The sequence below is a fragment of the Natronococcus sp. JC468 genome (genome assembly GCF_012163165.1).
Classification (GTDB): domain Archaea; phylum Halobacteriota; class Halobacteria; order Halobacteriales; family Natrialbaceae; genus Natronococcus; species Natronococcus jeotgali.
This window is the reverse complement of the sequence record NZ_JAAVUO010000024.1, coordinates 15986-38566: the sequence shown is the minus strand read 5'-3', so window position 1 is coordinate 38566 and position 22581 is coordinate 15986. Positions and strand designations below refer to the sequence as shown.

Here is a 22581-nt window from a genome sequence, read left to right as displayed (position 1 = left end):
GGCGGGTGAAAAACGATTTGGACAGCGACTCGCGAACGCTACGAGAGGTCGGCGTCGCGGAAACGGAGGTAGCCGACCGCGAGCGGGAGTGCGATCCAGAACACCAGTACCGCGACCAGGAACAGCGGCTCGTGTACGAGCGTCTCCGCCGCGCCGGACGGGGTCTGTTCGGTCTGGGTCGCACTGACTCCCTCCTCCGTCGCCGTGATCGCGATCTGGCTCGCCTCAGGCAAGAACACGTCCGCACTCGTACTCATCGCGGTGAGGGGGTTGAGGTGATCGACGACCGCGAGCCACGTCGGCGGGTCGGCGCTCGGAAGGCTTCGAGTAACCGCGTAGTAGAACCCGTCGACGACGTACGACCAGAGGACGGTCGCGAGGAGGTATCCACCGATGGCGACGCTGATCGCTCGAGTTCTGGTCTCGACGACGGCCGAAATCCCGACCGCGATCGAGACGATCGCCGCCGTAGACAGGAAAACGAACAGCACGTACGCTGCGACCGGGACGAGCGGGGGGAGTCCGACCGTCGCGGCGATCATCCCGATCGCTGTCAGAAATCCGCCCAGGACGGCGACCGCAAGGACGGCCGTCCGGCCGACGAACTTGCCGAGCAACACGTCCAGTCGGGAGTGGGGGAGTCCAAGCAGGAGTTTGATATTACCCGTCTCACGCTCGCCGACGATCGCCTGGTAGCCGACCAGAAGACCGAGTATCGGGAGCACGACCTCCGTCGCCGGGCCCTCGAGAAAGCGCGCCGCGAGTTCGGGATCCGGATTCTCGACGACCGCCAGGACGATTCCCTGTGTCAGGACGATAAACCCGAGAAAGATCGCGGTGGCGACCCACAGCGCTCTCGAGCGAACGGCGTCGGCGACGTCCTTGCGCGCGATGTCGACGACCGTCATCGGTTCGCCTCCGCGACGCCCTTCTCGAACAGTGACTCGAGCGACTGCTTTTCAGCGGTAAAATCCTCGACCGTCGAGTGTGCCTCGACCGTTCGGAGAACCTCCGCTTTCGCGGTGTCACTCGAGAGTGAGATAGAGAGTGAGGGCCCTCCATAGTCGCTATCGATGGCAGTACATCCCGTGACGGCTTCGAGCGATTCAACGGCGGTCAGAAGTTCTCGGGAAACGGCGTCGGTCTCGACCTCGAGTTCGACCGCAGCACCGGTGCCGGATTTAAGCTCTTCGAGATTTCCGCTCATTCGGAGTTCACCGTCGACGAGAATTCCGATGCGATCGCTGACCTCTTCGACCTGCTCGAGGACGTGACTGGAAAAGAACACGGCTGCACCGCGATCTCTCTCCTCGAGAACGATTTCCTTGAGAAGTCGAATCCCGGCCGGATCGAGTCCGCTCGAAGGTTCGTCGAGTACGAGTAGATCGGGCTCATTGACCAGTGCTAACGCGATCCGTAGTCGCTGTTTCATCCCCGTCGAGTACTCGCCTACCGAACGCCGAGCTGCGGTCGCCTCAAGCCCAACGCGATCGGCCAACGCGTCCGGATCGTCGCCTGCTCCCATTGAATCGATGGCGAAACGGAGGTGCTTTCGACCCGTTAGTCGATCGTACAGCTGGTATTGTTCCGGCAACACGCCGATTCGATGTTTGATCTCGGCAGGTCCTTCGCGGATGTCTCTGCCGAGGACTCGAGCAGCCCCGTCGGTCGGGTGTACGTACGACAGCAACATCGCGATCGTCGTCGACTTGCCGGCGCCGTTCGGGCCGAGAAACCCGTACACTTCGCCGGTATCTACCTCGAGATTGATCTTCGAGACGACGGTTTGTGATCTATATTGCTTCGTCAGGTCGTTCGTCCGTATTGCGCTCATCGGCTTCTCACTGGCTGCCCTATAGTACTTATTTGTGAAAGTTATTACTTCGGATTATTACTAGATGGAATTTTGACGGTAACCGAGTAGTACGGTGGCCGATGCGACTACCAGTATAAGCAACACGAACGGAGAGATGGTAGCGGTCGCCCAGTTTCCGCCGAACAGGAAACCGGCCTCGGCGTACTCGTAGCTAACTATCGCCCGTTCCGGTTGCGTTTCGGCGGGCCCGATCGAGATTACTTGGGTGTGAAACATGGTATTCCAGATGGCGTGAAGTACGACTGCGTTCCAGACGCTTTCGGTGTAGTAGGTGATGAGCGCGTACAGCAGCCCCGCTGAGGTTGCGACCAGCACGTAGAGTTCCGACGCGCCGGTGCCCGCGACCTTGCCATTGTGTAGCAATCCAAACAGTATCGACGTCAACACGATCGCCGCTGGCCATCCCCAGCTGTGGCCGATAAACGAGAGCAGATACCCGCGAAACACGAGCTCTTCTGTTATCGCGGCGAGCAGTCCCAACAGCACTGCACTCAGTAGTACCCTCGAGAGAAACCGTCCGTCGCTGACGTGTACCTCGAGTATCCCTGACAGGCCTACGACGCTACCGACGGTGACGGCTCCAACGAGGGCGACCGCAACTCCCGTCCACCGAAGGATAGATCGGCTGGGGACCGTAATAAACAGGGCCTCGCGTGGGATCCTAATGAGTCTCGGGATGAGGAGATAGACAACTAGTGCGAGCGGGATGCCGATCAGTGCCCCTTCCGCTTCCGGGAGGAGCCAGGGAATCGAAAGGAGGCTGTTTGCGACGATGTGGGAGCCGATCAGTACTGTGAACATGGCTGCGAGCAGAATCAGTGATAGGGTCGCGACTCTCCACTCTTTGACGCCTTCGACGGGACTGTTGCGATCCGGGCTCATAGATTCGGTATTCTCGTGGTCGGTCTCTGGGGGTTGACCGCCCTTACGACTCGATTCGGCAGCAGCTCGTTACGGCCAAAACGGGTTGGTGATAGGACTGTTCCTCCGAGCGTTGCGTTTAGAAGGATCCGATTTCGATACTGAGACTGCCGCTCAGCGTATCGCCATCGTATCCCGCTTCGATATATTGGAGCATGGGTATGTCACCCGAGTCTGAATAGTCTCGCTTTCGGTTATAAACTTGAAAGACGACGTGGCACCGAGAGTACACACTTGTCACGGTTGTATGCGAGATTATATGTACGATCACGAGGCCCACGCTTCGCTGTATGACTGAGAACGGTAATTCAACAACACGCTCGATCATTTCCGTCGAGAATCTGGTCGTGGCGTACGATCAAACCGAAGAGACGGTTTGTGCAGTCGACGGTGTCGATCTGCAGATCGAACCGGAAAAGATCGCCGGACTAATCGGGCCGAACGGCGCCGGCAAGACAACGCTCCTCAAGACGTTGCTCGGACTGATCTCTCCGACGGGAGGACGTGTTCGAGTTGACGGCGTCGATGTCGCGAAACACCCCCATCGCGCTCACGCGACGATGGCCGCGGTACTCGAGGGCGCCCGAAGCACGTACTGGCGGCTAACGGTCCGTGAGAACCTCGAGTTTTTCAGCCGACTGAACGCCGACGAGTGTAACGACGAGCGCGATCGAATCCGCGCGACCATCGACCAACTGAACCTCACTGATCTCTCGACCGAAGTAGTTAATGACCTCTCTCGAGGACAGAAACAGCGAGTCTCGATTGCCGCAGCACTGGTCCAGAACGTCGACGTACTGTTTCTCGACGAGCCGACGCTCGGACTCGACACCGAGGCGTCCCTCGAGCTTCAGGCGTTGCTCGTCGAACTCGCGGAGCAACGGGGGATGACGATCGTCCTCTCGAGTCACGACCTCGACGCGATCGAGTCGGTCTGCGATCGAGGGATCGTTCTCGACGACGGCCGTATCGTGGCGAACGACGACATCGAAAATTTGGTCGACGTCTTCCGGACGGAGGTGTACGAACTGGTCGTCGAGGGACCGCTCTCACCGGCAGCGCGAAGCGAGATCGATCGGACGTACGACCTCGTCTCCTGCACCGAACATCGGGATCGAACGACGATGGAAGTCGCCGTTCCGGACGCCGGCCGTATCCACGAACTAACCGGAACGGTTGTGGCGCACGGCTCGCAGATCGAGTCGGTACGGACTCTCGAGGGGAGCCTCGAAACCGTCCTCGACTCGCTCGCGTTCGATCGGTCACCGGCCGAGGATCGACGTCAGCCTCGGAGTACGCTATGAGTGGAGGCGATCCACGGACGCTGTCAGCGCTCGCCTCGGCGCTGTCCGCGCTGGTGCGGCGGGACCTACTCATCATGCGACGGTACCCGTTGAACACCGCTGGCGCGGTACTGGGTCTGTACGCGCTGTTTCTTCTCGTCTACGTCGGCGGGCGCTCGTTCGTCGGCCCGAGTTTCGGCGAGACGCTCGGCGCGCTGATCGTCGGATTCTTCCTGTTCGTCATGGCAAACGCCTCCTACCAGTCGCTCGCGGGGCTATTCGCGACAGAGGCGAAGTGGGGGACCCTCGAACAGCTCTATCTCTCGCCGATCGGCTTCGGCCCTATCGCGGTCTTGCTGTCGCTCAGCTCGCTGCTGGTGACGTTCTCGATCGGGTTTGCGATGCTTGCACTGATGCTCCTGACGACGGGGGAGTCGATCTCGCTCGATCTGCTCAGTATCGTTCCAATCGTCGCCCTCACGCTCCTGTCGACGATCGGACTCGGGCTGCTGTTCGGGGGCGCGACAGTTCGTTACAAGAACGTCAGTGCGGTCTTCGGTCTCGTCAAGTTCGCGCTCGTCGCCTGTATTGCCCTCGGACCCGCTTCAACGGAGTTCGTCGCGCTGAAACTGCTCCCGCTCACCCAGGGGAGTTACCTACTCCAACGGGTGATGAACGAGGGTGTCCGGCTCTGGGAGTTCGAGCCCGCGGAGCTCTCGGTGCTCGCGTTCGTGGGGATCGCGTACTTCCTTCTCGGCTACGCTCTCTTCCGGTACTGTACCGACTGCGCTCGAGCAACCGGAGTGATGGGCCACTACTGATTTTCGCCGGCTGCGCTGTGAGCGGAGAAGTTCTCGATCCGTGATCGAGCGGCCCTCCTCACTCGACGACGTGCTCGAGATCGTACGACCCGAGCCGTCGCACCCAGCCCTTCTCGGCCAGTTCCTCGATGTCCTCGAGCGCCTCGAGCGTCCGGGACTCGTACAGTCCCGCCTCGACGTCGATGTGGAAGACGTAGTCGCCGAGTCGCTGGCCGCTGGGTCGGGACTCGACCCGGGAGAGGTTGATGTCCCGCTGGGCGAAGGGCTCGAGCAACTCGAGCAACAGTCCGGGGTAGTTCGCGTTCGGGTAGACGACGAACGTCGACTTCCCGCCGCCGGTCGAGCGCTCGTCGGCGGGTGCGAGCGCGAAAAACCGCGTCGCGTTCGAGTCCTGGTCCTGGATGTCCTCGGCGAGCACCTCGAGGCCGTTCTCGATGTCGGCGTTCGCGGGGTGGCCGATCCCCGCGACCGACGGATCATCGCGGGCGAACTCGACGCCCTGGGCGGTGCTGGCGACGGCCTCGAGGGTCGCGTCGGGGTACTCGCGCTCGAGGTAGGATCGACACTGGGCCAGCGCCTGGGAGTGGCTTGCGATCGTGTCGAACTCCGGTCCCTGGGCGAGCAGCGCGTGGCGGATCGGCGTGACGATCTCGCGGACGATCGCGACGTCGTACTCCGCGACGGCGTCTAAGCTCTCGGTGACGCTCCCTTCGATGCTGTTCTCGATGGGGACGATGCCGCGGTCGTACTCGCCGGTCGCGACGGCCTCGACGATCGAGGTCACCGACTGTCGGAACCCGATCTCGTCGTCGTCGGCGATCGCGCTCGCTGCCCGGTGCGAGTAGGTCCCTTCGGGACCGAGCGTGACTGTACGCATCGGCCGAGTCTTGGCTGGACCGCGCCAAAAGGGCGTCGGAGCATCCGCGTTCGGCCCGGCCGAGCGCGGTCCGCCGCGCGGACGGAATCCGATTCGGCGTCGATCGCTCGACTCGCGGTTCGGACGGCGACTCTCCAAAACGGTCGGTGTCGGGGACGACTACTCGTCGAGGTGGTCGATCCCCTTCTTCGAGACGTTGGCTTCCGTGATCTCGTCGGGCATCCAGCCGGGTTTGTCGTCGGGAGCGGTCTCCTCCCAAGCCCAGCCGTCGTAGATGTGGACCTTGTCGGTCCCCTTCTCGCGGAGCCGGAGCTCGACGCGATCCGCCGCGTCCTCGCTCGAGCCCGGCTCGAGTCGACGGGCCGCTTTGAGCGCCGCCTGGCGGGGCGTGTTTCCCGAGAAGACGCTGGTCTCGTCGCCGCCCGATTCTCGCAGTGCAAAGTTTCGTTTTCCGTCTTCACGTACCATAGTTTCGGCCTCCATGTCAGTTCTGCACACGATCCGACATAAAGATATCCCCAAAATCGACGGACTGCGCCAGTATCTTTAAGTGATCGTGAGGGACGATCCCGACGTCGTTCGATCGACGGAATCGGGTTCGTCTCCGAACGAATCCCGTCGCGGGCCGAACCGAGTCGTTCGCTGTGTCGTAGAAAACACTTAAGTATATCCTACGGCGAAGTGCGAGCTAGAATCCCGCGATGGTCCGGAAAAAGAAGTTGAGTCCAAGCGGTGCGAAAGACGAAGACGGCAACTATCACAACGTCCATCTGAACCTCCACGAGGACGAACTCGCAGTCGCGGGTATGGATATCGGCGACGAAGTTTTCGTTCGCGTTCGGGACGGGAAGATCATCATCCAGAAGGCCAACGAGGAAGAGGTAGAGCACGAGTTTTGACGCGTTCTCCGCCGGGTCCGTTTCGTTTTCGCGTGGCCACCGGTTCGGCCCGCCGTTCGCGTCCGTCGCCGAACTGAGATCGACGCCCAACCGACCAAACCCGGAGTCACACCGGTTCTGATTTCCCGCCAGCCCACCCGCTAGTACGATCGGCTCCTATCGGAGCGCCTCGAGGTCGAACTCGAAGGCCGCGACGGGCACCTCGAGGTCGTGCTCGACGAGTACCTTCGGGTGGACCTCACCGACGACGCCGACGGTCTCGCCGTCGAGGACGACGTCGGCCGCTCGGCCGGGGATGAAGGTCGGATGGTCGGCCGCGGGCGTCTCGAGGTCGACGTCGAAGTCGCGGGCGAGCGCCTGCAGGCGCGCCTTGGCGTCCTCGTAGCCGGCCTCGTGGTCGGCGAGGACTCCGCCGACGTGGCGTCCCTCGGCGACGCCGGTGTTCTCGCTCTCGTTGAGCTCGGCCGCGAACCCGACCTCCGAGAGGTGCTGGGGGTACGCGCGGTGGGTGTTGTTCTCGAGGACCTGTAGCAGCGAGGGCAGCGTCCACGTTCGTAACATTGTGTAGTCCTCGCTGTAGGGTTCCTTGATCGTCGCGGGCTCGCCCGCGCCGTAGGCGTCCTCGCCGGGTTCGACGTCGAGGCGCTCGTAGTTCTGGGCCTCGTTTATCATGTGGAAGTTGAGCAGGTCCTCGAAGCCCAGCCCGACGAGTTGGGTTCGAACCGCGCGCTCGAGCCGGGATCGCTCGTGGCGCCCGCCGACGGTGCCGACCTCGGGGTAGCGGGGCTCGAGGTCGTTGAAGCCGTAGGCTCGGCCGAGGTCGTCGATGACGTCCAGCGGGTGGAGCACGTCGACGCGGTAGGGCGGGATCGTCACCTCGTAGACGAGGTCGTCCGTCGACGCGGCGTCGTCGGCTCTCGACTCGCCCGAACCCCCCGGGCCGTCCCGTTCCTCGAGTCCGTCTCGGTCCTCCAGGGGCGTGATCGAACTCCCGTCGTCGCCCGTCGCTTCGTCCTCGCTTCTCGCGGCGTCGAGCCCCGAGCGTTCGGCCAGATCGATCACGTCGTCGGGGTCGAGATCGATTCCGAGGAGGGTCTCGATGCGGTCGTGGGCAACCCGCTTCGTCTTCGTCGAGAGGTCGGGGCGCACTAACTCGTCGTCGGGGTACTCGACGGTGACGTCCTCGAGGGTCGCGCCCCGCGCCGCGAGCGCGTAGCAGACGATGTTGAGCATCTTGTCGATCGTCCACTGGTCGGTGCCGGTCATCTCGACGAACAGATCGCGCGAGTCGGTCGAGACTTCGGTCCGGCGACCGTTGATCACCGGGGGGAACGAGAACAGACCGATGTCGTCGTAGATCGCTGGATACCGGTTGTACTCGCTGACGAGGTTGGCGTACTCTCGTCCGGTCTGGTGTTCCTCGAGCACCTCTCCGGGCGTCAGCTCGGCGTCGGAATCGAGCGGGACGAACCGGTCCTCGTCGGGCTCGACGCCGACGTACCGGATCGTGGGGTTCCCCTCGGTGGCAGCGGCGCCTTTCAACATCGTCAGATCGTGGATCCCGATCGCGCCCTTCGCGCGCTTGCGGCCCATCGTCGCGTGGAGTTTCTCCTGGAGCTGGATGAGCGAGTCGAGACCGTCCTCGTCCAGATCGACGTCGCGGATCACCGCGCCCGTGACGTAGGGTCGTTCGTCGGGAACCGACTCCTCGACCTCGATCGTCCAGTCGGCGTCGTTCGTCGAGGGGATGTGGACGCCACGGGCATCGCCGTAGTGGTACCGCATCGAGCGCGCGACCCCCTCGACCGAGAGCCGATCGAGGCGATCCGGCGCGAACTCGAGTTCGAACTCGTCCTGGTCGGTCCAGCCCTCGAACTCGAGGCCGAGCCCGAACAGGTCCTCCTGGAGCTCCTCGTCGCTTTTCTCCTCGTGGCCGGTCAGCTCGCGCAGTTCGTCGGGGTCGATGTCGACGGTTGGCATCAGTAGGTCACCTCCGCGTTCCGCAGGAACTCGAGGTCGGCGAGCGTCCCGTGGAGGTCGCGGATGTCCTCCGCGCCCGTAGTCAGCATGGCGAGGCGCTCTAAGGCGAGTCCCCAGGCCATGACGTCGCACTCTACTCCGAGGGGCTCGAGCATCTCCTCGCGGAAGATGCCGGAGTTGCCGATCTCGATCAGTTCGCCCGTCGTCGGGTGGGTGCCAAAGAGCTCGAAGCTCGGCTCCGTGTAGGGATTGTAGTGGGGTTTGAACTGGATATCGGTGATGCCGAACTGGGCGTAGAACTCCTCGAAGGTGCCCATCAGATCGCGCACCGAGAGGTCCTCGGCCATCACCCAGCCCTCGATCTGGTAGAACTCGAGCAGGTGGGTCGCGTCCAAGGTGTCGTTTCGGTAGGCCTTCTCGACGCTGAAGAAGCGCGCGGGCGGTTCGATCTCGCCGATCTGCTCGCCCGAGAGGTACCGCGTCGACAGCGAGGTCGTGTGCCCGCGAAGCGCGAGCGCCCGCGCGAAGTCCTCGTCCCAGGGGGAGTGATACCCCTCGCCATCGTCGCCGACGCCCTCACGGTGGGCGCGCTCGACGCGGTCGACGAGCGCTTCGGGGAGGTCGTCGATGTGGGTCGGCTGCTCTAAGGCAAAGCGGTCCCAGTGCGTTCTGGCGGGGTGGTCCTGGGGCATGAACAGGCAGTCGTTGATCCAGAAGTCCGCGTCGGCGTGGGGGCCGTCCATCTCCTCGAACCCCATCCCGACGAGGACGTCCTTGACCCGCTCGGACATCTCCCGGAGGACGTGGACGCGTCCCCCCTCGACGGTCTCGGCGTCGGCCTCGACGTTGTACTCGGCGAACTCGACCTCCTCCCACTCGCCGCTGGTGAGCAGCTCCGGCGTCACCTGGCCGACCGTCTCGGCGGTCTCGACGCCGGCCATCAGCTCGGTGACGCCCTGTTCGGTGAGTTCCACCTCGCGGACGGTCGATTCGGCGACCTCGACGAGCCCGCGGCGCTCGAGTTGCTCGAGAACGTCGCCCCCTTCGAGTGCTCCCTCGTTCGCGAGTTCGTCGAGAGCGGTCGCCTCCGCGTCCGCGGCGGGCTCTGCGTCGGGGTCGGCCGTGATCTCGCCGCTCTCGATCGAACCGTACCCCTTCCGGGCGTAGTTCGAGAGCGCGATGTCGACAGCTGCACCCTCGAGTCCCGAGGCGCCGATGACCTGCCCCATCGGGGCGGGGTCGGCGTCGGCTCCGGCCTCGAGCGCGGCCTCGTAGAGCCGAACCTCGGGCAGCCCGCGCTCGGCGTACTCCTCGCCCTCTTCGGTGAGCGAGACCGTTTCGTCGACCCGCTCGGCGACGGCGACCAGTCCTTCCTCCTCGAGTTCGAACGCCGCCCCGGTGACGGTTTCGGGCGGCAGGTCGGTCGCCGCAGCGAGGGCGTCGACGGACGTCGCCTCGTCTGCGCTCGCGGCCTCGAGGACCGCGACCTGTGATTCTGGTAGTTGCATTCGCTTGTCTGAATGGCTGTCGGTCGGTCAGTTAGCGGTTCCGACTCCGTTCGACGCGTCCCCGATCCGAGTCGCCCGACTCGAGCGACCTCGAGGACGACGTCGCGGACGGTTTCGACGAGGTCGATCGGTTGTATCGCCCTCGAGTCCACCGCCCCGACCTCACCGGGCGAAGAAGAAACCGAACCCCGGACGCGGCGCTGGCTGGCGGGCGACACACCGGCGGTGGGACTCGGATGCCATGTGCCAACGATCACAACGGGGTTCCAAAAGCGTTACGCGGCCGAGGTCCGATCAGGTCGTTCGGTCGGCGATGTACTGTGTGACGGGCATGTTGAGAAACGTCGCCAGCGTGTACAGCGGTCCCAGGTTCGCCCCGCCGTCGAGGTGCTCCTCGTAACACCGATCGACCCCCGCCGCGTCGAGGAAGGGGAGGGCGCGGATCGTCGACTCGTGTTCCTCGAGGGTGTCGCGGACGAACGGGTGCGTGCGAATGAGTTCGTTGTGGTCGGGCCAGGCGCCGTGGGTCCAGTGGGCTTTCGCCGGCGACCGATCGACGTATCGGCGCTTGAACGCGGTCGCGACCTCGCCGGCCCACTGGACGGGAAACGGCGACGAGAGCGACGTTCCGGTCGACGCGTGCGGGATGGCCGCAAGGTCGGAGTCGAGCATCTCGATCGCGCGACTGATGAGGTTCCCCCGGTGGAAGTACCGTCGCGGAACGCGCTGGAAGAGCTCCAGCAGCCGGTTGTCGAGAAAGAGCGTTCCGGACGGCATCATCTGGAGCGTGCCGTAGTAGAAGAAATGCGACGAGCTGTTGGTGAACGGACAGCGACCGAACAGCAGGGCCTCCTCGAGGGTGTCGTACTCGATCCCGTGATCGACGAGCCCGTCGCCTCGAGACGTCACGTTCGCACGGTAGATGTCCCGTACCGATCGATCGAGCGCGCCGGAGATGTACGCGGGGGCCTCGGTGGTGCGGTAGTCGGCGAACTCCTCGACGGACGACAGCGTCCGTTCGAACGGGACCTCAAACGAGCCGACCGGACCGAGGTCGACCGTTCGGGTCGGCAGGTGATCGCCCTTGAACAGGATATCGCCGTAGTGGCCCGTGAAAAGGACGTCAACGGCGTCGGAGAGGAGATCCTCGAACCCGCCGGCGTGGAGCTGGTTGAAGTAGCCGTTGAACGTCGCGATCCGCGGCACCGACGAGAGCGCGCGCGCCTGGTAGTCGCGGTCGCGTCGCAGGAACGTGATCGGAACGCCCGCCGTTTCGGCGACTCGGCGCGTGATCTCGGCCTCCACGTTGTGCCAGTCGTTCATGTGGAAGGCCCGAACGTCGCGGTCGGCGGCGGTCAGCGCGGCGAGAATCAGCCGCGAATCGCTGCCACCGCTCAGCATGAGTCCGTACTCGCCGTCCGGTCGCGTTCGCTCCTCGGCGACCTCCCGCAGCCGTTCGGCGATCCGCTTCGCGAAGTAGGTCGGCGACCGACTCCGCGGATCGTAGCTCGGTTTCCAGTACCGCCGCTCGTCGACGCCGCCGTCCTCGAGCGAGACGGCGAGGATCGACCCGGGGCGTAGCTGGGCCACCCCCTCGAGGGGCGTCGTCACGCCGAACGACCGCTGCAGCGTGAAGTACTCCGCGAGGGACTCGACGTCGAACGCGGCGGGAACGGCGGGGTGAACGGGGAGCGACTGTGGGTTCGTCGAGAACACCACGCCGTCGTCGGTCAGGGCGTAGTGCAGCGGTCTCGTGCCGAGACGGTCGGTAAAGAGAGTTACCGTCCGGTCCGATCGGTCGTAGACGAGGCCGACGAACGTTCCGTTGAGCCCGGAGACGAACTCGATCCCGTACTCCTCGTAGAGCGAGGCGCAGTACGCCGCGGGCGATTCCGTCGCGACCTCGTACCCGCCGTCGGGTCGATCAAACCCCCAGATCGACCCCCAGATCCAGAGTTCGGCGTCGCCGCCCGTCGCGGCCGGCTGGGGCTCCGATCGAAACGCGTGCGTGACGGCGCTGACCGTAACGCGGTCGCCGTCGCGCGTCTGCTCGATCTCCTCGCCCGTCCACCCCAAATCCGCGCGAATGCGCTCCTGCGTACCGCTGTCCTCGTCGATCGTACCGCCGAGTCCGACCATGCCCCGAACGTCCCCGAGTCGCCGGATAGTCGTTGTGATTACGTCTCCGGTCGCCTCGCCGACGCTCCGTTGTGTCAGCACGAACTGCGTTCGATTTCCCCGCTCTCCCGTGGACGAATCGTCGTACCCAACGGTTATTTTTCTCCTAACCGCTCTCTTTTCGCCGACGCGATTTCCGACCGTCGCGCGAGCGAACCCTCGAGCGAGGACCTCCTCGAGCGCGTTTCGTTCGTCCGCGTTAGGTCGGTCATATATATGCCACCGTTTCGAAAACGTAGGGCCAGTGATCGAATGGTATCTGACATAGCTATCCTTTCGGGCTCGGAACGGTCGGTTTCGGAGGACGATACGCCTGGATCCGACGCTGCGCTCGAGTGGACGCTCTCCGCGTTCGAGGCAGCGCTCGGCGACGTTCGCGTTTGCTTCGTCGGCGCAGCGTCCGTTCCCGACGCCGTGGAACGTCGGTCCGACGGGGCGATTTCCCGCGTCTCCGGACCCGGATCGACGGGCGACGTCGGCGCGCTCCTCTCGGCACCGCTGACGGAGACGACGTACGTCTGTACTGCGGACGCCGCCGTCACGCCGGCCGTCGTCGACGCGCTCGAGGCGACTGCCGGCGACGCGGTCGCCGTCGATCCGACCGCGGGCGAAACTCGAGCCGACGGAGACCTCGCACCGGCGCCGTCGGCCGCGGACCACGGCGTCGCAACGGTCGAAACGGCCGCCCCTTCGACGGACGCGCCCGAGGCGCTCGGGGCGTTCGCGGGCGTCGCGAAGCTCTCGCCGGAGCGTCTGGACGACGCTCGAGCGCTGGTCGACGAGGGCGAACTCTCGGAACGGGACTCCCTGGCGGCGCTGTGTGCGGCGCTCTCGCGGCGGGGTCGGGGCCCGCAGTCGATCGATGCGAGCGGTCGATCCGCGACGATCGAAACCGACGACGACCTCGCCAGGTTCGTCCTCGGAACGAAGGCGGAGACCCTTCGGCGTCTCAGGCCGATCCTCGACCGCTCTCGGATCAAACGTCCGTTCTCGTTCACCGTTGCAGAATGGGAACGGAGCCGCGACGAGGTCTGTGACGCGGTACGCGCACTCTTCGAGGACGAACCCGTCATCGTCCGGAGCAGCGCGCGGGCCGAGGACGGCTGGGAGCGCTCCCACGCGGGGCAGTTCGAGAGCGTCCTCGACGTCCCGGCCAACGACCGCGCCCAACTCGTCGACGCCGTCGACCGGGTCGTGGCGTCGTACGACGGGAACCCTGACGACCAGGTGCTCGTCCAGGGGATGGTCGATGACACCGTCCACAGCGGCGTCGTCACGACGCGGACGCTCGAGTCCGGCAGCCCGTACTACGTGGTCAACTACGACGAGGGGACCTCCTCGACGGAGTCGGTCACCGACGGCACCGGCGAGGAGCTCCGGACGACCGTCGTTCGCAAGGACGCCCTCGACGACGGGCGGGCCGACCTCGATCGGGACGGCGATTCGGAGACGCCGGCGTTCCCGCTCGAGAAGCTGCTCGAGGCCGTTCGCGAGGTCGAGACGACGATCGGTTGCGACCGACTCGACATCGAGTTCGCGGTCTCTCGGGACGACGAGATCTACGTCCTCCAGGTGCGGCCCATTCCGGCGGAGTCCGACGACCGCGACCGATCGGTCGCCGACGGTGCGGTCTATGACGCCGCGGACGCCGCCCGGGAGTCGTTCGCCGTCCTCCAGTCGGCGCCCCCGCAGGTCGTCGGCGACCGGACGATCTTCAGCGTGATGACCGACTGGAACCCCGCCGAGATCGTCGGTCGCCGACCGCGGGCGCTCGCCGACTCGCTGTACCGATTCCTGATCACCGACGACGTCTGGGCCCGCCAGCGCGCCGAGTACGGATACCGGGACGTCCGCCCGCACCCGCTGCTGAAGAGCTTCGCCGGACAGCCCTACGTCGACGTTCGCGCCGTCTGCAACTCGTTTATCCCCGCGTCCGTCCCCAATTCGGTGGCGGCCACGCTCTGCGAGCACTACCTCTCGCGGCTCGAGCGAAACCCCGACCTGCACGACAAGGTCGAGTTCGACGTCGCGATCACGTGTCTCTCCTTCGACTTCGACCGCCACCGGAATCGCCTCGCGACTGCCGGCCTCTCGGACGACGAGATCGATCGATTCAGGGACGGGCTCCGGGAGATCACCCGAACGGCGTACGATCGGACGGCGGCGGACTACGATCGGATCGACGACCTCTCGGAGCGGTACCGCTCGCTCGTCGAGGCCGACCTTCCGCCGCTCCGGACGGCTCGACTCCTGCTCGAGGACTGTCGCCAGTACGGGACGCTCACGTTCGCACACCTGGCCAGATCCGCGTTCGTCGCCGTGGAGCTGCTGCGCTCGCTCGAGCGCACGGGCGTCCTGACGGCCGACCAGCGAACCGCGTTCCTCGAGTCGCTGAGCACGGTCGCGAAGGAACTCGACCGAGACGCCGCCCGCGTCGCGAGCGGCGACCTCGAGTGGGACGCGTTCGTCGAGGAGTACGGCCACCTCCGGCCGGGTACGTACGAGATCATTTCGCCGTCGTACGGACGACGCCCCGACTCCTACCTGCGTCCGCTCGTCGACAACGCCGACGAGCCGGAGCCGGGGTACGACCCGCTCTCGGAGTGGGACGAGGCCCTGATCGCCGACGTCGAGGACGAGCTCGCCGCGATCGGACTGCCGGCGGACGTCCCGGCGTTCGTCTCGTTTCTCAAGACGGCGATCGAGGGCCGCGAGTACGCGAAGTTCGTCTTCTCGCGCAACCTCAGTGCCGCGCTCGAGGAAATCGTCGCCTTCGGCGAGGAGCGCGGACTCTCGCGCGAAGAACTCTCCCACGTCCCGATCTCGGACCTGTTCCGGATCGCTGACGGCGGGCCGCGGACGGACGCTGCGGCGTGGCTTCGTTCCCGCGTCGAGGACGGGAGGCGAACCCAGGAGCTGGCGAACGCGGTCGAGTTGCCCCCGCTGTTGACCGCCGAATCCGACTTCCTCGCGTTCGACCGCCCCGCCAGGGATCCGACGTTCGTGACGGATCGTACGGTCTCCGGCGAGGTCGTCCCGATCGAGGACGCGGACGTGACGGAGCTCTCGCTTGCGGGCAAGATCGCCATCGTTCCGCAGGCCGACCCCGGCTACGACTGGCTCTTCGGGCACGACATCGCCGGCTTCGTCACGATGTACGGCGGCGTGAACTCACACATGGCCGTCCGGGCCGCGGAGTTTTCGATCCCGGCGGCGATCGGCGTCGGTGAGAGCCGTTACGAGGACGTTCGACAGCTCGACCGCGTCGAACTCGACTGCGGCGGAATGCGCATCCGGAACCGCTGACCGCGACCGCGATCAGGCTCGGGGCGACTCGAGTTCGATGTCGGCGTCCTCGAGCAGCTCCTCGACCTCCGCGCGTTTCTCCTGGTGTTCGGCGAGGAACTCTCGCATGAGCTGGGCGGCCTGCTCCTTGCAGTCGCCACAGAGCCGCTCGCCGCCGACGCACTCGTCGTACACTCGCTTGGCGAACTCGTCGTCGTCGCCCGCCAGCAGGTAGGCGTACAGCTCGTAGACGGGACACTCGTCGGCCTTGCCGCCCTTCTCGCGTTGTTCCTCGGCGGTCTCGCGACCGCCCGTCGTGGCGGCCTTGACCTTGTCGTAGCCGTCTTCGGGGTCGTCGAGCAGGGAGATGTGCGAGGCGGGCACCGACGAGGACATCTTCCCGCCCGTGAGCCCGGTCATGAAGCGGTGGTAGATCGAGGACGGTGGGCGGAAGCCGTAGCCGCCGTTGTCGACCTCGACTTCGCGGGCCAGCTCCTCGGCCTCGCCGACCTCGAGCTCGAAGGCGTCGACGTGGTTCTCGTAGACGCGCTTCTCGCCGTCGATCGCGTCGATAAGCGCGTCGAAGGCCTCGTCGGTCGCCCGCCGATCGAAAAAGCGGGTTCGCGGGCGGACGGGCTCCATGCCGGCTTCCTCGAGTTTCGTCAGGACCGAGCCCAGCGTGTCGGCGGAAACCGCGAGTTCCTCGAGGGGCGTCTCCTCGATCGCCTCGGCGACGTGGACGCAGCGAAGCGAGTCGTCGTCGAACTCGGCCGGGTCGAGTCGCTCGTAGAGATCGGCGACGAGCTCTCGTTCCGCGGGCTCGAGTTCGAAACTCGCGTAGGCCTTCGAGACCTTGAAGAAGCGCGTTCGCTCGGCCAGATCCCGCGCCAGGCGAACGTGGGGGTCCTGGTCCGGACCGACCGGGATGACGGTCGGTTTGGGCTCCTCGAGCTGGGGATAGAGAATGTCGGCCATCTGGGTGACGACCGACTGCATGTGCGAGACGTCGGTCCCGCCGTCGAAGCCGTAGATCGCCTCCAGCTCCGAGAAGTTGGCGTCGGCGCCCAGTTCGAAGGCCAGGTCCTGTAGCTCGCGGTTCGTCGACTGTCGGTAGAGCTCGCCCTCCTCGGGATCGAACCCGAGCGCGAGCAAGGAGAGCAGGTAATCGCGGGCGTGCTCATCGATCTCGTCCCAGCTCATCCCGCGGGCCGAGTTTGCCTCGAGGTCGGCGATCAGCCCGTAGGCGTCGGCGCCCCGCTGCTGGTGCCAGATGATCTCGTCGAACACGAGCTTGTGGCCGATGTGGGGATCCCCAGTGGGCATAAAGCCCGAGAGGACCGCGGCGTCCTCGCCCTCCCGCAGTGCCTCGGCGACGGGACGGTAGTCCCGGTGGCCGAAGATGACGCCGCGGCGCATCAGGTAGTGCGGGTCGGGCACCTCCTCGAGGACCTCGTCGAAGCGCTCGATGCCGAACTCCTCGAACAGCTTGCGGTAGTCGGAGACGGCCGAGGAGCCCCACGGGTCCAGCGCGACGTCGTCGGCGCCCGCTGCTCCGCCATCGGTCACTGGTTTCCCTGACTCGGACTCCTCGAGTGGGTCGTCTCCGGTCATCATCACCGCTTTGGCGCTCAGGCACGCAAAAACCTTCGCCTTCGTTCCGTCAGGGCGTCAGCCGCTCGAGGGACCACCAGTCGATTCCGTTCTCGCCGACGAGCGCGACCACCATCGTCTTCCGGACGCCGTGGGCGAGCCTGACGTCGAGTGCGACGTCGCGGGGCTCGAAGACGTGGTTGGCCGGGTGGACCCGAACGAGCAGTTCGGAGTGACCCAGATCGTCGACGCTCTCGACGTCGGCGTAGGTCCGGAAGTCCGCGCCGAACTTGTAGCCCGTCTTGGGGACGAGCCCGCGCTCTCGCAGTTCCGTGTACACCCGGAACCGGCGGTCGAACCGCTCGCCTTCGACCTCGCGGCCCCGTTCCCTGACAGTCGCCGGATCGAGGTCGATCGCCCCTCCCTCGGCGAGGTAGGCCGCCTCGAGCAGCGAGCACTGCAGCGTCGGCTCGTCGTACTCCCGGCCCTCGAGGGGCTGGCCGTAGAAGGTCTCCTCGTAGAGTTCCAGGGGCGGCTCCCAGACAACCACCCGATCGGCGAGCAGGTCCGCCTCGCAGCCCTCCGGCAGTCCCGCCGCCGAGGACCCCGTCGGCTCCCGGCGGTTCACCTCGAAGTACGTGATCTCGCTTTCCTCGTCGACGACCGCGAGGACGCCCGCCTCGAGGTCCCGGCCGGCGACATCGGTTCGCTCCCCCAGCACCCGCAGCGCGTAGGCGATCTCGCCGTCCCCGGGGCCTTTCCCCCGCGGAAAGACGGCGAACTCCGTCTCCGGCGGATTCTCGAGCCACGGCTCGGCCGCCGGCGCGAGATAGAAGCCCCGCTCGCGGAGGTCGGCGTACACCAGAAATCGGACACCGAAGTCGGGGCCGGGTTCGCGGGCCAGAAACGAGCGGAAGTCGAGGCGCTCGTCGCCGTCGACGACGGCCGCGAGGTCGCCCCGGTAGAGCAGGTGGGCCGCCTCGACCGGCGCGAGGGCGATCTCGTTACCCTCGAGCGGATAGCCGTATCCTCGCGAGTCGTGATAGCGCTGGCGGGCGTCGCCGCCGACGCGGACGACGCCGTCCTCGAACCGCCCCTCGAGTGACATACCCGGCCCTTCGCCGGGAATCACTAAGTGGCTGTGGATCGCGTCTCAGTCGTCGACGCCGGCTTCGACGCGGTACTCGCCGACCCGTCCACAGGTCGCGTCGAGACACCGCGCGCCGGTCCCGGTCTCGAAGGTCGGCAGCCCGCAGCCGCAGTCGCCGTCGACGACGCCGGCGGGGAGAGCGAACCCGGTGTCGCAGTCCGGGTAGTGCTCGCAGCCGGCGATCAGGCCCCCTCGACGGAGGATCCGCAACTCGCCCTCGCAGTCCGGTTCCGGACAGTCCCACTCGCGGTCGAACGCCTCGCGGACGGCGTCGTCCAGCGACTCGCAGCTTCGATCGAGACAGACGTCGAACGCGAGCCCGCGCTCGACGCGCATTCGCGGGAGGCCGCAGTCACAGCGCTCCTCGCGGATCGTCGCGTCCGAGGGAATCCCGTAGCGGTCCCCGCAGCCGACGCAGTGCACTCCGGAGGAGCGAACGAGCGCGCCGCCGCAGCCCGGGCAGGCGCCGACGGGCGTTCCCGCCGCCGAGGCCGGGTAGTGGGCGAACCCGTCCTGGTCGTGAGCCGCGATCCGCAGGGTCTGGGTCCCCTTTTTCGCGACCAGCGTGAAGTCGTTCGCCCGGTCGCTCGAGACGCTGTCGGCCCGGGTGAGCCAGGCGACGGGCTGGTAGCCGTCGACGTCGTGGACGAGCACGGTGTTGTCGGGCTTGACGATCGTCGTCACGCGGCCGCGGTACTCCGAACGGTTCGCGTCCTCGTCGATGACGGTACAGTCGCCCGCGAGCACGCGGATTGCGTCGTCGATCATGGACGCCGTTGGCCGCGTTTCGGTACTTAAATTCGGGGCCGATCCCCGCCGATGACGGCGCGACGTCTTCGATCTCGGGTCGGCGACGGGAGGCGGGTTCGAACGCCGCTACAGGTAGCCCAACAGCGGCATCGCAAGCCCGACGATCCATCCCAGGAGGCCGATGCCGAACAGCGCGGCGCCCTCGGCGTCGTTTCGCGCGGCGCCCGCCGCGAGCAACCCGAGCGTGACGAGCAGTCCCGTCCGGTGGAGCAACAGCTCGAGCGGGAGCGCCGTCACGCCGATCGAGGCGAAATCGAGGACGAATCCCAGCCCGAGCCCGACGGCGGCGAACGCGAACGCCGGCTGGGGCTCGAGCGGGCGACCCAGCCAGTTCACGACGCGTTGCAGGCGCAACAGCCGACCCGCCCGCTCGAGGGACTGGGTGAGCACGATCGCCGCCGCCGGCGGTCCGACCGCCAGTACCGGGTACAGAACCACGACGAACGCCTGCGGCGTGATCCAGGGGATCGCCGCCTCGACGGCCAACCCGGCGCTTCGAACGCCGACGACCAGCCCCGCGAGCGTTCCGAGGAGGGCGAAGCCGCGGACGTTCCGGTACGTCCAGCCGAGCAGTCGCCGAGCGCCGCGGGCGATCCCGCCCGCCGTCCCGGTCCCGAACAGCCCGAGGACGGTCCCCGCTCCGAGGGAGACGAGGGTCGCCAGCTCGATCGCCGAGAGCCAGCCGTCGTTCCAGCCGCCGTGGGTTCCGTGGTACTCGCGTCGCACCTCCTCGACGAACGGCTCGTCGAGGTACTCTGCCTCGAGCGCGTTCTGGGAGTTCTGGATGTCGGTGACCGTGTGCCGTAACCGGAAGAAGTCGAAGTGCTCGCGGTGAGCCTGGATCACCGTCCAGTCGTCGTTTTCGGTGGTGTACGCCCGAATGTGGTGCCGACTTCCGAGGTACGTTCCCGCGTGGAGCTGGTAGCTCTCCTCGATCCAGACGCCCCCGCCGCCGTGGGGTTCGGTGTCGACGTAGGTGTACCGGGTCGAGCCGTGCGCGTCGTCCCACTGGGTCGAGTCCTCGGCGTCCCCGTCGGCCCCGGTTCGGTTCTCCTCGTCGACTTCCTCCCACTCGAGTTCGTCCTGGGCGACCAGCGACCGCCTGACCCGATCGTCGTCGCCGTGGACGATCAGGTTGAGCGCGAGCGTCCGTTCGTCGTTCGACCGACTGCGGCTGGTGTACGGCCAGACGTAGCTGCCGTTCTCCGCGGGCTGTATCAGCCGATCGCGATCGAGCGTCTCGGGCTCGGACGACCCCGTAATCGGATCGATCGCCCCGCCGGCGACCAGGTAGCTGGCAGCGAGGACGAACAGCCCGACCAGCAGGAGGTGGCGCCGATTCATCGCACTCTCGAACCCGGCGCGGTCGCCGTTCGCCGTCCTCCGGGTCGCGATCGATGCCGCGTCCGGATCGCCTCGTGCGCGCCCGAGAGGGGCTGCGCCGATCCGCTCGGTCGGTGCCGAACTCGTCGTCGCATCTGCTCCGTGAGATCGCTTTCGAACGGCAAGTAACTGCTGCAGGCTCGAGCGCGCGATCCGAGAGCGGGGCCCGGCGACCTACCGAGAACGACGGAGGACTCCGGAGACGTGTTGTCCCCTCCTAGCAGCGTTCATGACCTGCGTCGTGAGACTTCCGAACGGGACGATGGCTCCGCTACACGAGCGTCCGAAGACGGTCGCGATCCGCGAGGACCGCAACGGAACGGGTACGACTCGTTCGACGACCGACGGGACGGTTCGCCCGACGGCCGACAACCGACGCGCGTTCGGTGTCCGCGGCTACCGAACGGCCGGATTCCGCCGATGAGCGTTCCCGTCGCGGTGCTCGTCGCCGTCTCGTGGATGATCGTGCTGTTGCTCTACCTCGGCCTGTTCTTCGGACCCGGCGAGACTCACTCGCGGGACGAGGAAACGGTCCGGTAAACCCGGCCGAGTCGCTTCCGCGGGCGATCGCCGCGGCGGGTACCGCGGGAGCCGGCGAAACGCGTTTCCGCGCCGACGGAAACGTACTCTCATGGCCGACCTTACCGCGGAACTCCTCCTGTTCGACGGCTTCGACGAACTCGACGCCGTCGGTCCCTACGAGGTGCTCGAGAACGGCCGCGAAGCGGGGGCCGACCTCGAGGCACGACTGGTGACGCTCGAGGACGGAACCGACGACGGGTTCGTCGAAGCGAGCCACGGACTCCGGGTGGAACCCGACGGCACGCTCGGCGACCCCGATCTGCTGGTCGTCCCTGGCGGCGGCTGGACGAGCGCCGACGGCGGCGTGCGAGCCGTCGTCGACGACGGTGCGATCCCGGCCGCCGTCGACGACCGCTTCGCCGCGGGCGCGACGGTCGCCTCGGTCTGTACCGGCGCGATGATCCTCGCCGAAGCGGGGGTGCTCGAGGGCCGTCCCGCGACGACCCACCAGGTTGCGATCGACGACCTCGAGGAGTCGGTCGCGAACGTCGTCGAGGAACGGGTCGTCGACGACGGCGACGTGCTTACGGCCGGCGGTGTCACTGCCGGGATCGACCTGGCGCTGTGGCTGCTCGAGCGGGAGTTCGGCGCCGACGTCGCCGAGGCGGTCGCGGCCGAGATGGAACACGAGCGCCGCGGCGAGGTCTTCGGCTAGCGGCGCGGGTACCTCCCGGGCGTTCGCCCCTCGCCGACCTGTCGTGCCCCGTCGGCGGACGTCGCCGCGTGATGGCCAAACGGCTATACGTCCGTCCCCGGTAGGCCGACGTACATGAGTGCAGTCTTGTTCGACATGGACGGCGTGCTCGTCGACAGCGAGGACTACTGGGTCGAGTTCGAACGCGAGGAGATCCTCCCCGCGGCCGTCCCCGACGAGGACGTCGACGTCGCCGAGGTCAGCGGCATGAACTACGCGGAGATCTACGACTACCTCGAGGCGGAGTACGGCACGGCGATCACCCGCGAGGAGTACCTCCGGAAGTTCGAGGAGACCGCCGAGACGCTGTACACCGAACGCGTCGAGTTGCTCGAGGGAACCCACGACCTGCTCGCCGAACTCGACGAGCGGGGCGTGACGACGGCCGTCGTCTCCTCGTCGCCTCACGACTGGATCGGGATGGTCCTCGAGCGCTTCGAACTCGAGGACGCGTTCGACCGCGTGATCAGTGCCGAAGAGATCGACGGGAACAGCAAGCCCGCCCCCGACGTTTTCGAGTACGCGGCCGAGGAGGTCGGCGTCCCCGCCGCCGACTGCGTCGTCGTCGAGGACTCCGAGAACGGCATCAAGGCGGCCGACCGCGCCGGGACGATCGTCGTCGCCTACCGCATCGACGCCCACGGCGACATCGACTACTCGCCGGCCGACCGGGTCGCCGACTCGCCGGCCGAGGTCCGGGAGGCGGTCCTCGAGCTCGTCGACTGACGTCCCCCACGACTCGAG

At 66.3% G+C, this 22581-nt stretch carries 19 protein-coding genes; 7 read left to right on the top strand and 12 right to left on the bottom strand.

The features are described from left to right. Window positions 1–38: 38 nt before the first annotated feature. From GWG54_RS14000 to GWG54_RS13990, 3 genes are read right to left on the bottom strand one after another with little or no spacing between them, the layout of a single operon-like run. Window positions 39–908: an ABC transporter permease gene (locus tag GWG54_RS14000; protein ID WP_167938361.1), complete on the bottom strand. Its 870-nt coding sequence runs from the start codon at window positions 906–908 to the stop codon at window positions 39–41. Beyond that, window positions 905–1834, bottom strand: coding sequence for an ABC transporter ATP-binding protein (locus GWG54_RS13995; RefSeq protein ID WP_167938360.1), 930 nt, complete (start codon window positions 1832–1834; stop codon window positions 905–907). Before GWG54_RS13995 ends, GWG54_RS14000 begins: the two co-directional genes overlap by 4 nt. A 60-nt stretch (window positions 1835–1894) precedes the next feature. Then, window positions 1895–2758, bottom strand: a complete 864-nt coding sequence (locus tag GWG54_RS13990; RefSeq protein ID WP_167938359.1) for a CPBP family intramembrane glutamic endopeptidase — start codon at window positions 2756–2758, stop codon at window positions 1895–1897. A 386-nt stretch (window positions 2759–3144) separates the two neighbouring features. Between GWG54_RS13990 and GWG54_RS13985 the strand changes: the two genes are divergently transcribed. Further along, window positions 3145–4101: an ABC transporter ATP-binding protein gene (locus GWG54_RS13985; protein WP_312854290.1), complete on the top strand. Its 957-nt coding sequence runs from the start codon at window positions 3145–3147 to the stop codon at window positions 4099–4101. Continuing rightward, entirely contained in the window at window positions 4098–4901 is an 804-nt protein-coding gene (locus GWG54_RS13980) for an ABC transporter permease (protein WP_167938357.1), read from the top strand. The genes GWG54_RS13985 and GWG54_RS13980 overlap by 4 nt, the downstream gene beginning before the upstream one ends. Window positions 4902–4959: 58 nt before the next feature. Here GWG54_RS13980 and pheA read toward each other — a convergent pair whose 3' ends face one another. Both pheA and GWG54_RS13970 read right to left on the bottom strand, forming a co-directional pair. After that, window positions 4960–5778, bottom strand: coding sequence for a prephenate dehydratase (gene pheA / locus GWG54_RS13975; protein WP_167938356.1), 819 nt, complete (start codon window positions 5776–5778; stop codon window positions 4960–4962). A 159-nt stretch (window positions 5779–5937) separates the two neighbouring features. Beyond that, on the bottom strand, window positions 5938–6246 hold the full coding sequence (locus GWG54_RS13970) for a non-histone chromosomal MC1 family protein (protein WP_008420795.1): 309 nt from the start codon (window positions 6244–6246) through the stop codon (window positions 5938–5940). A gap of 233 nt (window positions 6247–6479) precedes the next feature. Between GWG54_RS13970 and GWG54_RS13965 the strand changes: the two genes are divergently transcribed. Continuing rightward, complete coding sequence (locus GWG54_RS13965; protein WP_005555160.1) at window positions 6480–6677, top strand: hypothetical protein; 198 nt, start codon at window positions 6480–6482, stop codon at window positions 6675–6677. Window positions 6678–6833: 156 nt separating this feature from the next. On the opposite strand, the gene GWG54_RS13960 is transcribed toward GWG54_RS13965, so the two are convergent. The 3 genes from GWG54_RS13960 to GWG54_RS13950 all read right to left on the bottom strand — a co-directional run bounded on the left by GWG54_RS13960 (window position 6834) and on the right by GWG54_RS13950 (window position 12304). After that, entirely contained in the window at window positions 6834–8657 is a 1824-nt protein-coding gene (locus GWG54_RS13960) for a phenylalanine--tRNA ligase beta subunit-related protein (RefSeq protein ID WP_167938355.1), read from the bottom strand. After that, complete coding sequence (locus GWG54_RS13955) at window positions 8657–10165, bottom strand: phenylalanine--tRNA ligase subunit alpha (RefSeq protein ID WP_167938354.1); 1509 nt, start codon at window positions 10163–10165, stop codon at window positions 8657–8659. The genes GWG54_RS13960 and GWG54_RS13955 overlap by 1 nt, the downstream gene beginning before the upstream one ends. 294 nt (window positions 10166–10459) lie before the next feature. Then, window positions 10460–12304, bottom strand: coding sequence for an asparagine synthase-related protein (locus GWG54_RS13950; protein WP_167938353.1), 1845 nt, complete (start codon window positions 12302–12304; stop codon window positions 10460–10462). Window positions 12305–12595: 291 nt separating this feature from the next. On the opposite strand from GWG54_RS13950, the gene GWG54_RS13945 reads away from it, so the two are divergent. Then, entirely contained in the window at window positions 12596–15649 is a 3054-nt protein-coding gene (locus GWG54_RS13945; protein ID WP_167938352.1) for a PEP/pyruvate-binding domain-containing protein, read from the top strand. Between the two features lie 12 nt (window positions 15650–15661). Here GWG54_RS13945 and GWG54_RS13940 read toward each other — a convergent pair whose 3' ends face one another. The 4 genes from GWG54_RS13940 to GWG54_RS13925 form a co-directional block, all read right to left on the bottom strand. Continuing rightward, a complete protein-coding gene (locus GWG54_RS13940; RefSeq protein ID WP_167938351.1) occupies window positions 15662–17239 on the bottom strand; it encodes a tryptophan--tRNA ligase in 1578 nt (525 codons plus the stop codon). 49 nt (window positions 17240–17288) lie between these two features. Continuing rightward, complete coding sequence (gene endA, locus GWG54_RS13935; protein WP_167938350.1) at window positions 17289–18326, bottom strand: tRNA-intron lyase; 1038 nt, start codon at window positions 18324–18326, stop codon at window positions 17289–17291. Between the two features lie 45 nt (window positions 18327–18371). After that, entirely contained in the window at window positions 18372–19136 is a 765-nt protein-coding gene (locus GWG54_RS13930; protein WP_167938349.1) for a DUF91 domain-containing protein, read from the bottom strand. Window positions 19137–19244: 108 nt separating this feature from the next. Then, complete coding sequence (locus GWG54_RS13925; protein ID WP_167938348.1) at window positions 19245–20522, bottom strand: hypothetical protein; 1278 nt, start codon at window positions 20520–20522, stop codon at window positions 19245–19247. 301 nt (window positions 20523–20823) lie between these two features. On the opposite strand from GWG54_RS13925, the gene GWG54_RS13920 reads away from it, so the two are divergent. The 3 genes from GWG54_RS13920 (at window position 20824) to GWG54_RS13910 (ending at window position 22563) form a co-directional block, all read left to right on the top strand. Continuing rightward, entirely contained in the window at window positions 20824–20985 is a 162-nt protein-coding gene (locus GWG54_RS13920; RefSeq protein WP_167938347.1) for a hypothetical protein, read from the top strand. A gap of 207 nt (window positions 20986–21192) precedes the next feature. Continuing rightward, window positions 21193–21798, top strand: coding sequence for a DJ-1/PfpI family protein (locus tag GWG54_RS13915; protein ID WP_167938346.1), 606 nt, complete (start codon window positions 21193–21195; stop codon window positions 21796–21798). A 114-nt stretch (window positions 21799–21912) separates the two neighbouring features. Beyond that, window positions 21913–22563, top strand: coding sequence for an HAD family phosphatase (locus GWG54_RS13910; RefSeq protein WP_167938345.1), 651 nt, complete (start codon window positions 21913–21915; stop codon window positions 22561–22563). Window positions 22564–22581 lie beyond the last annotated feature (18 nt).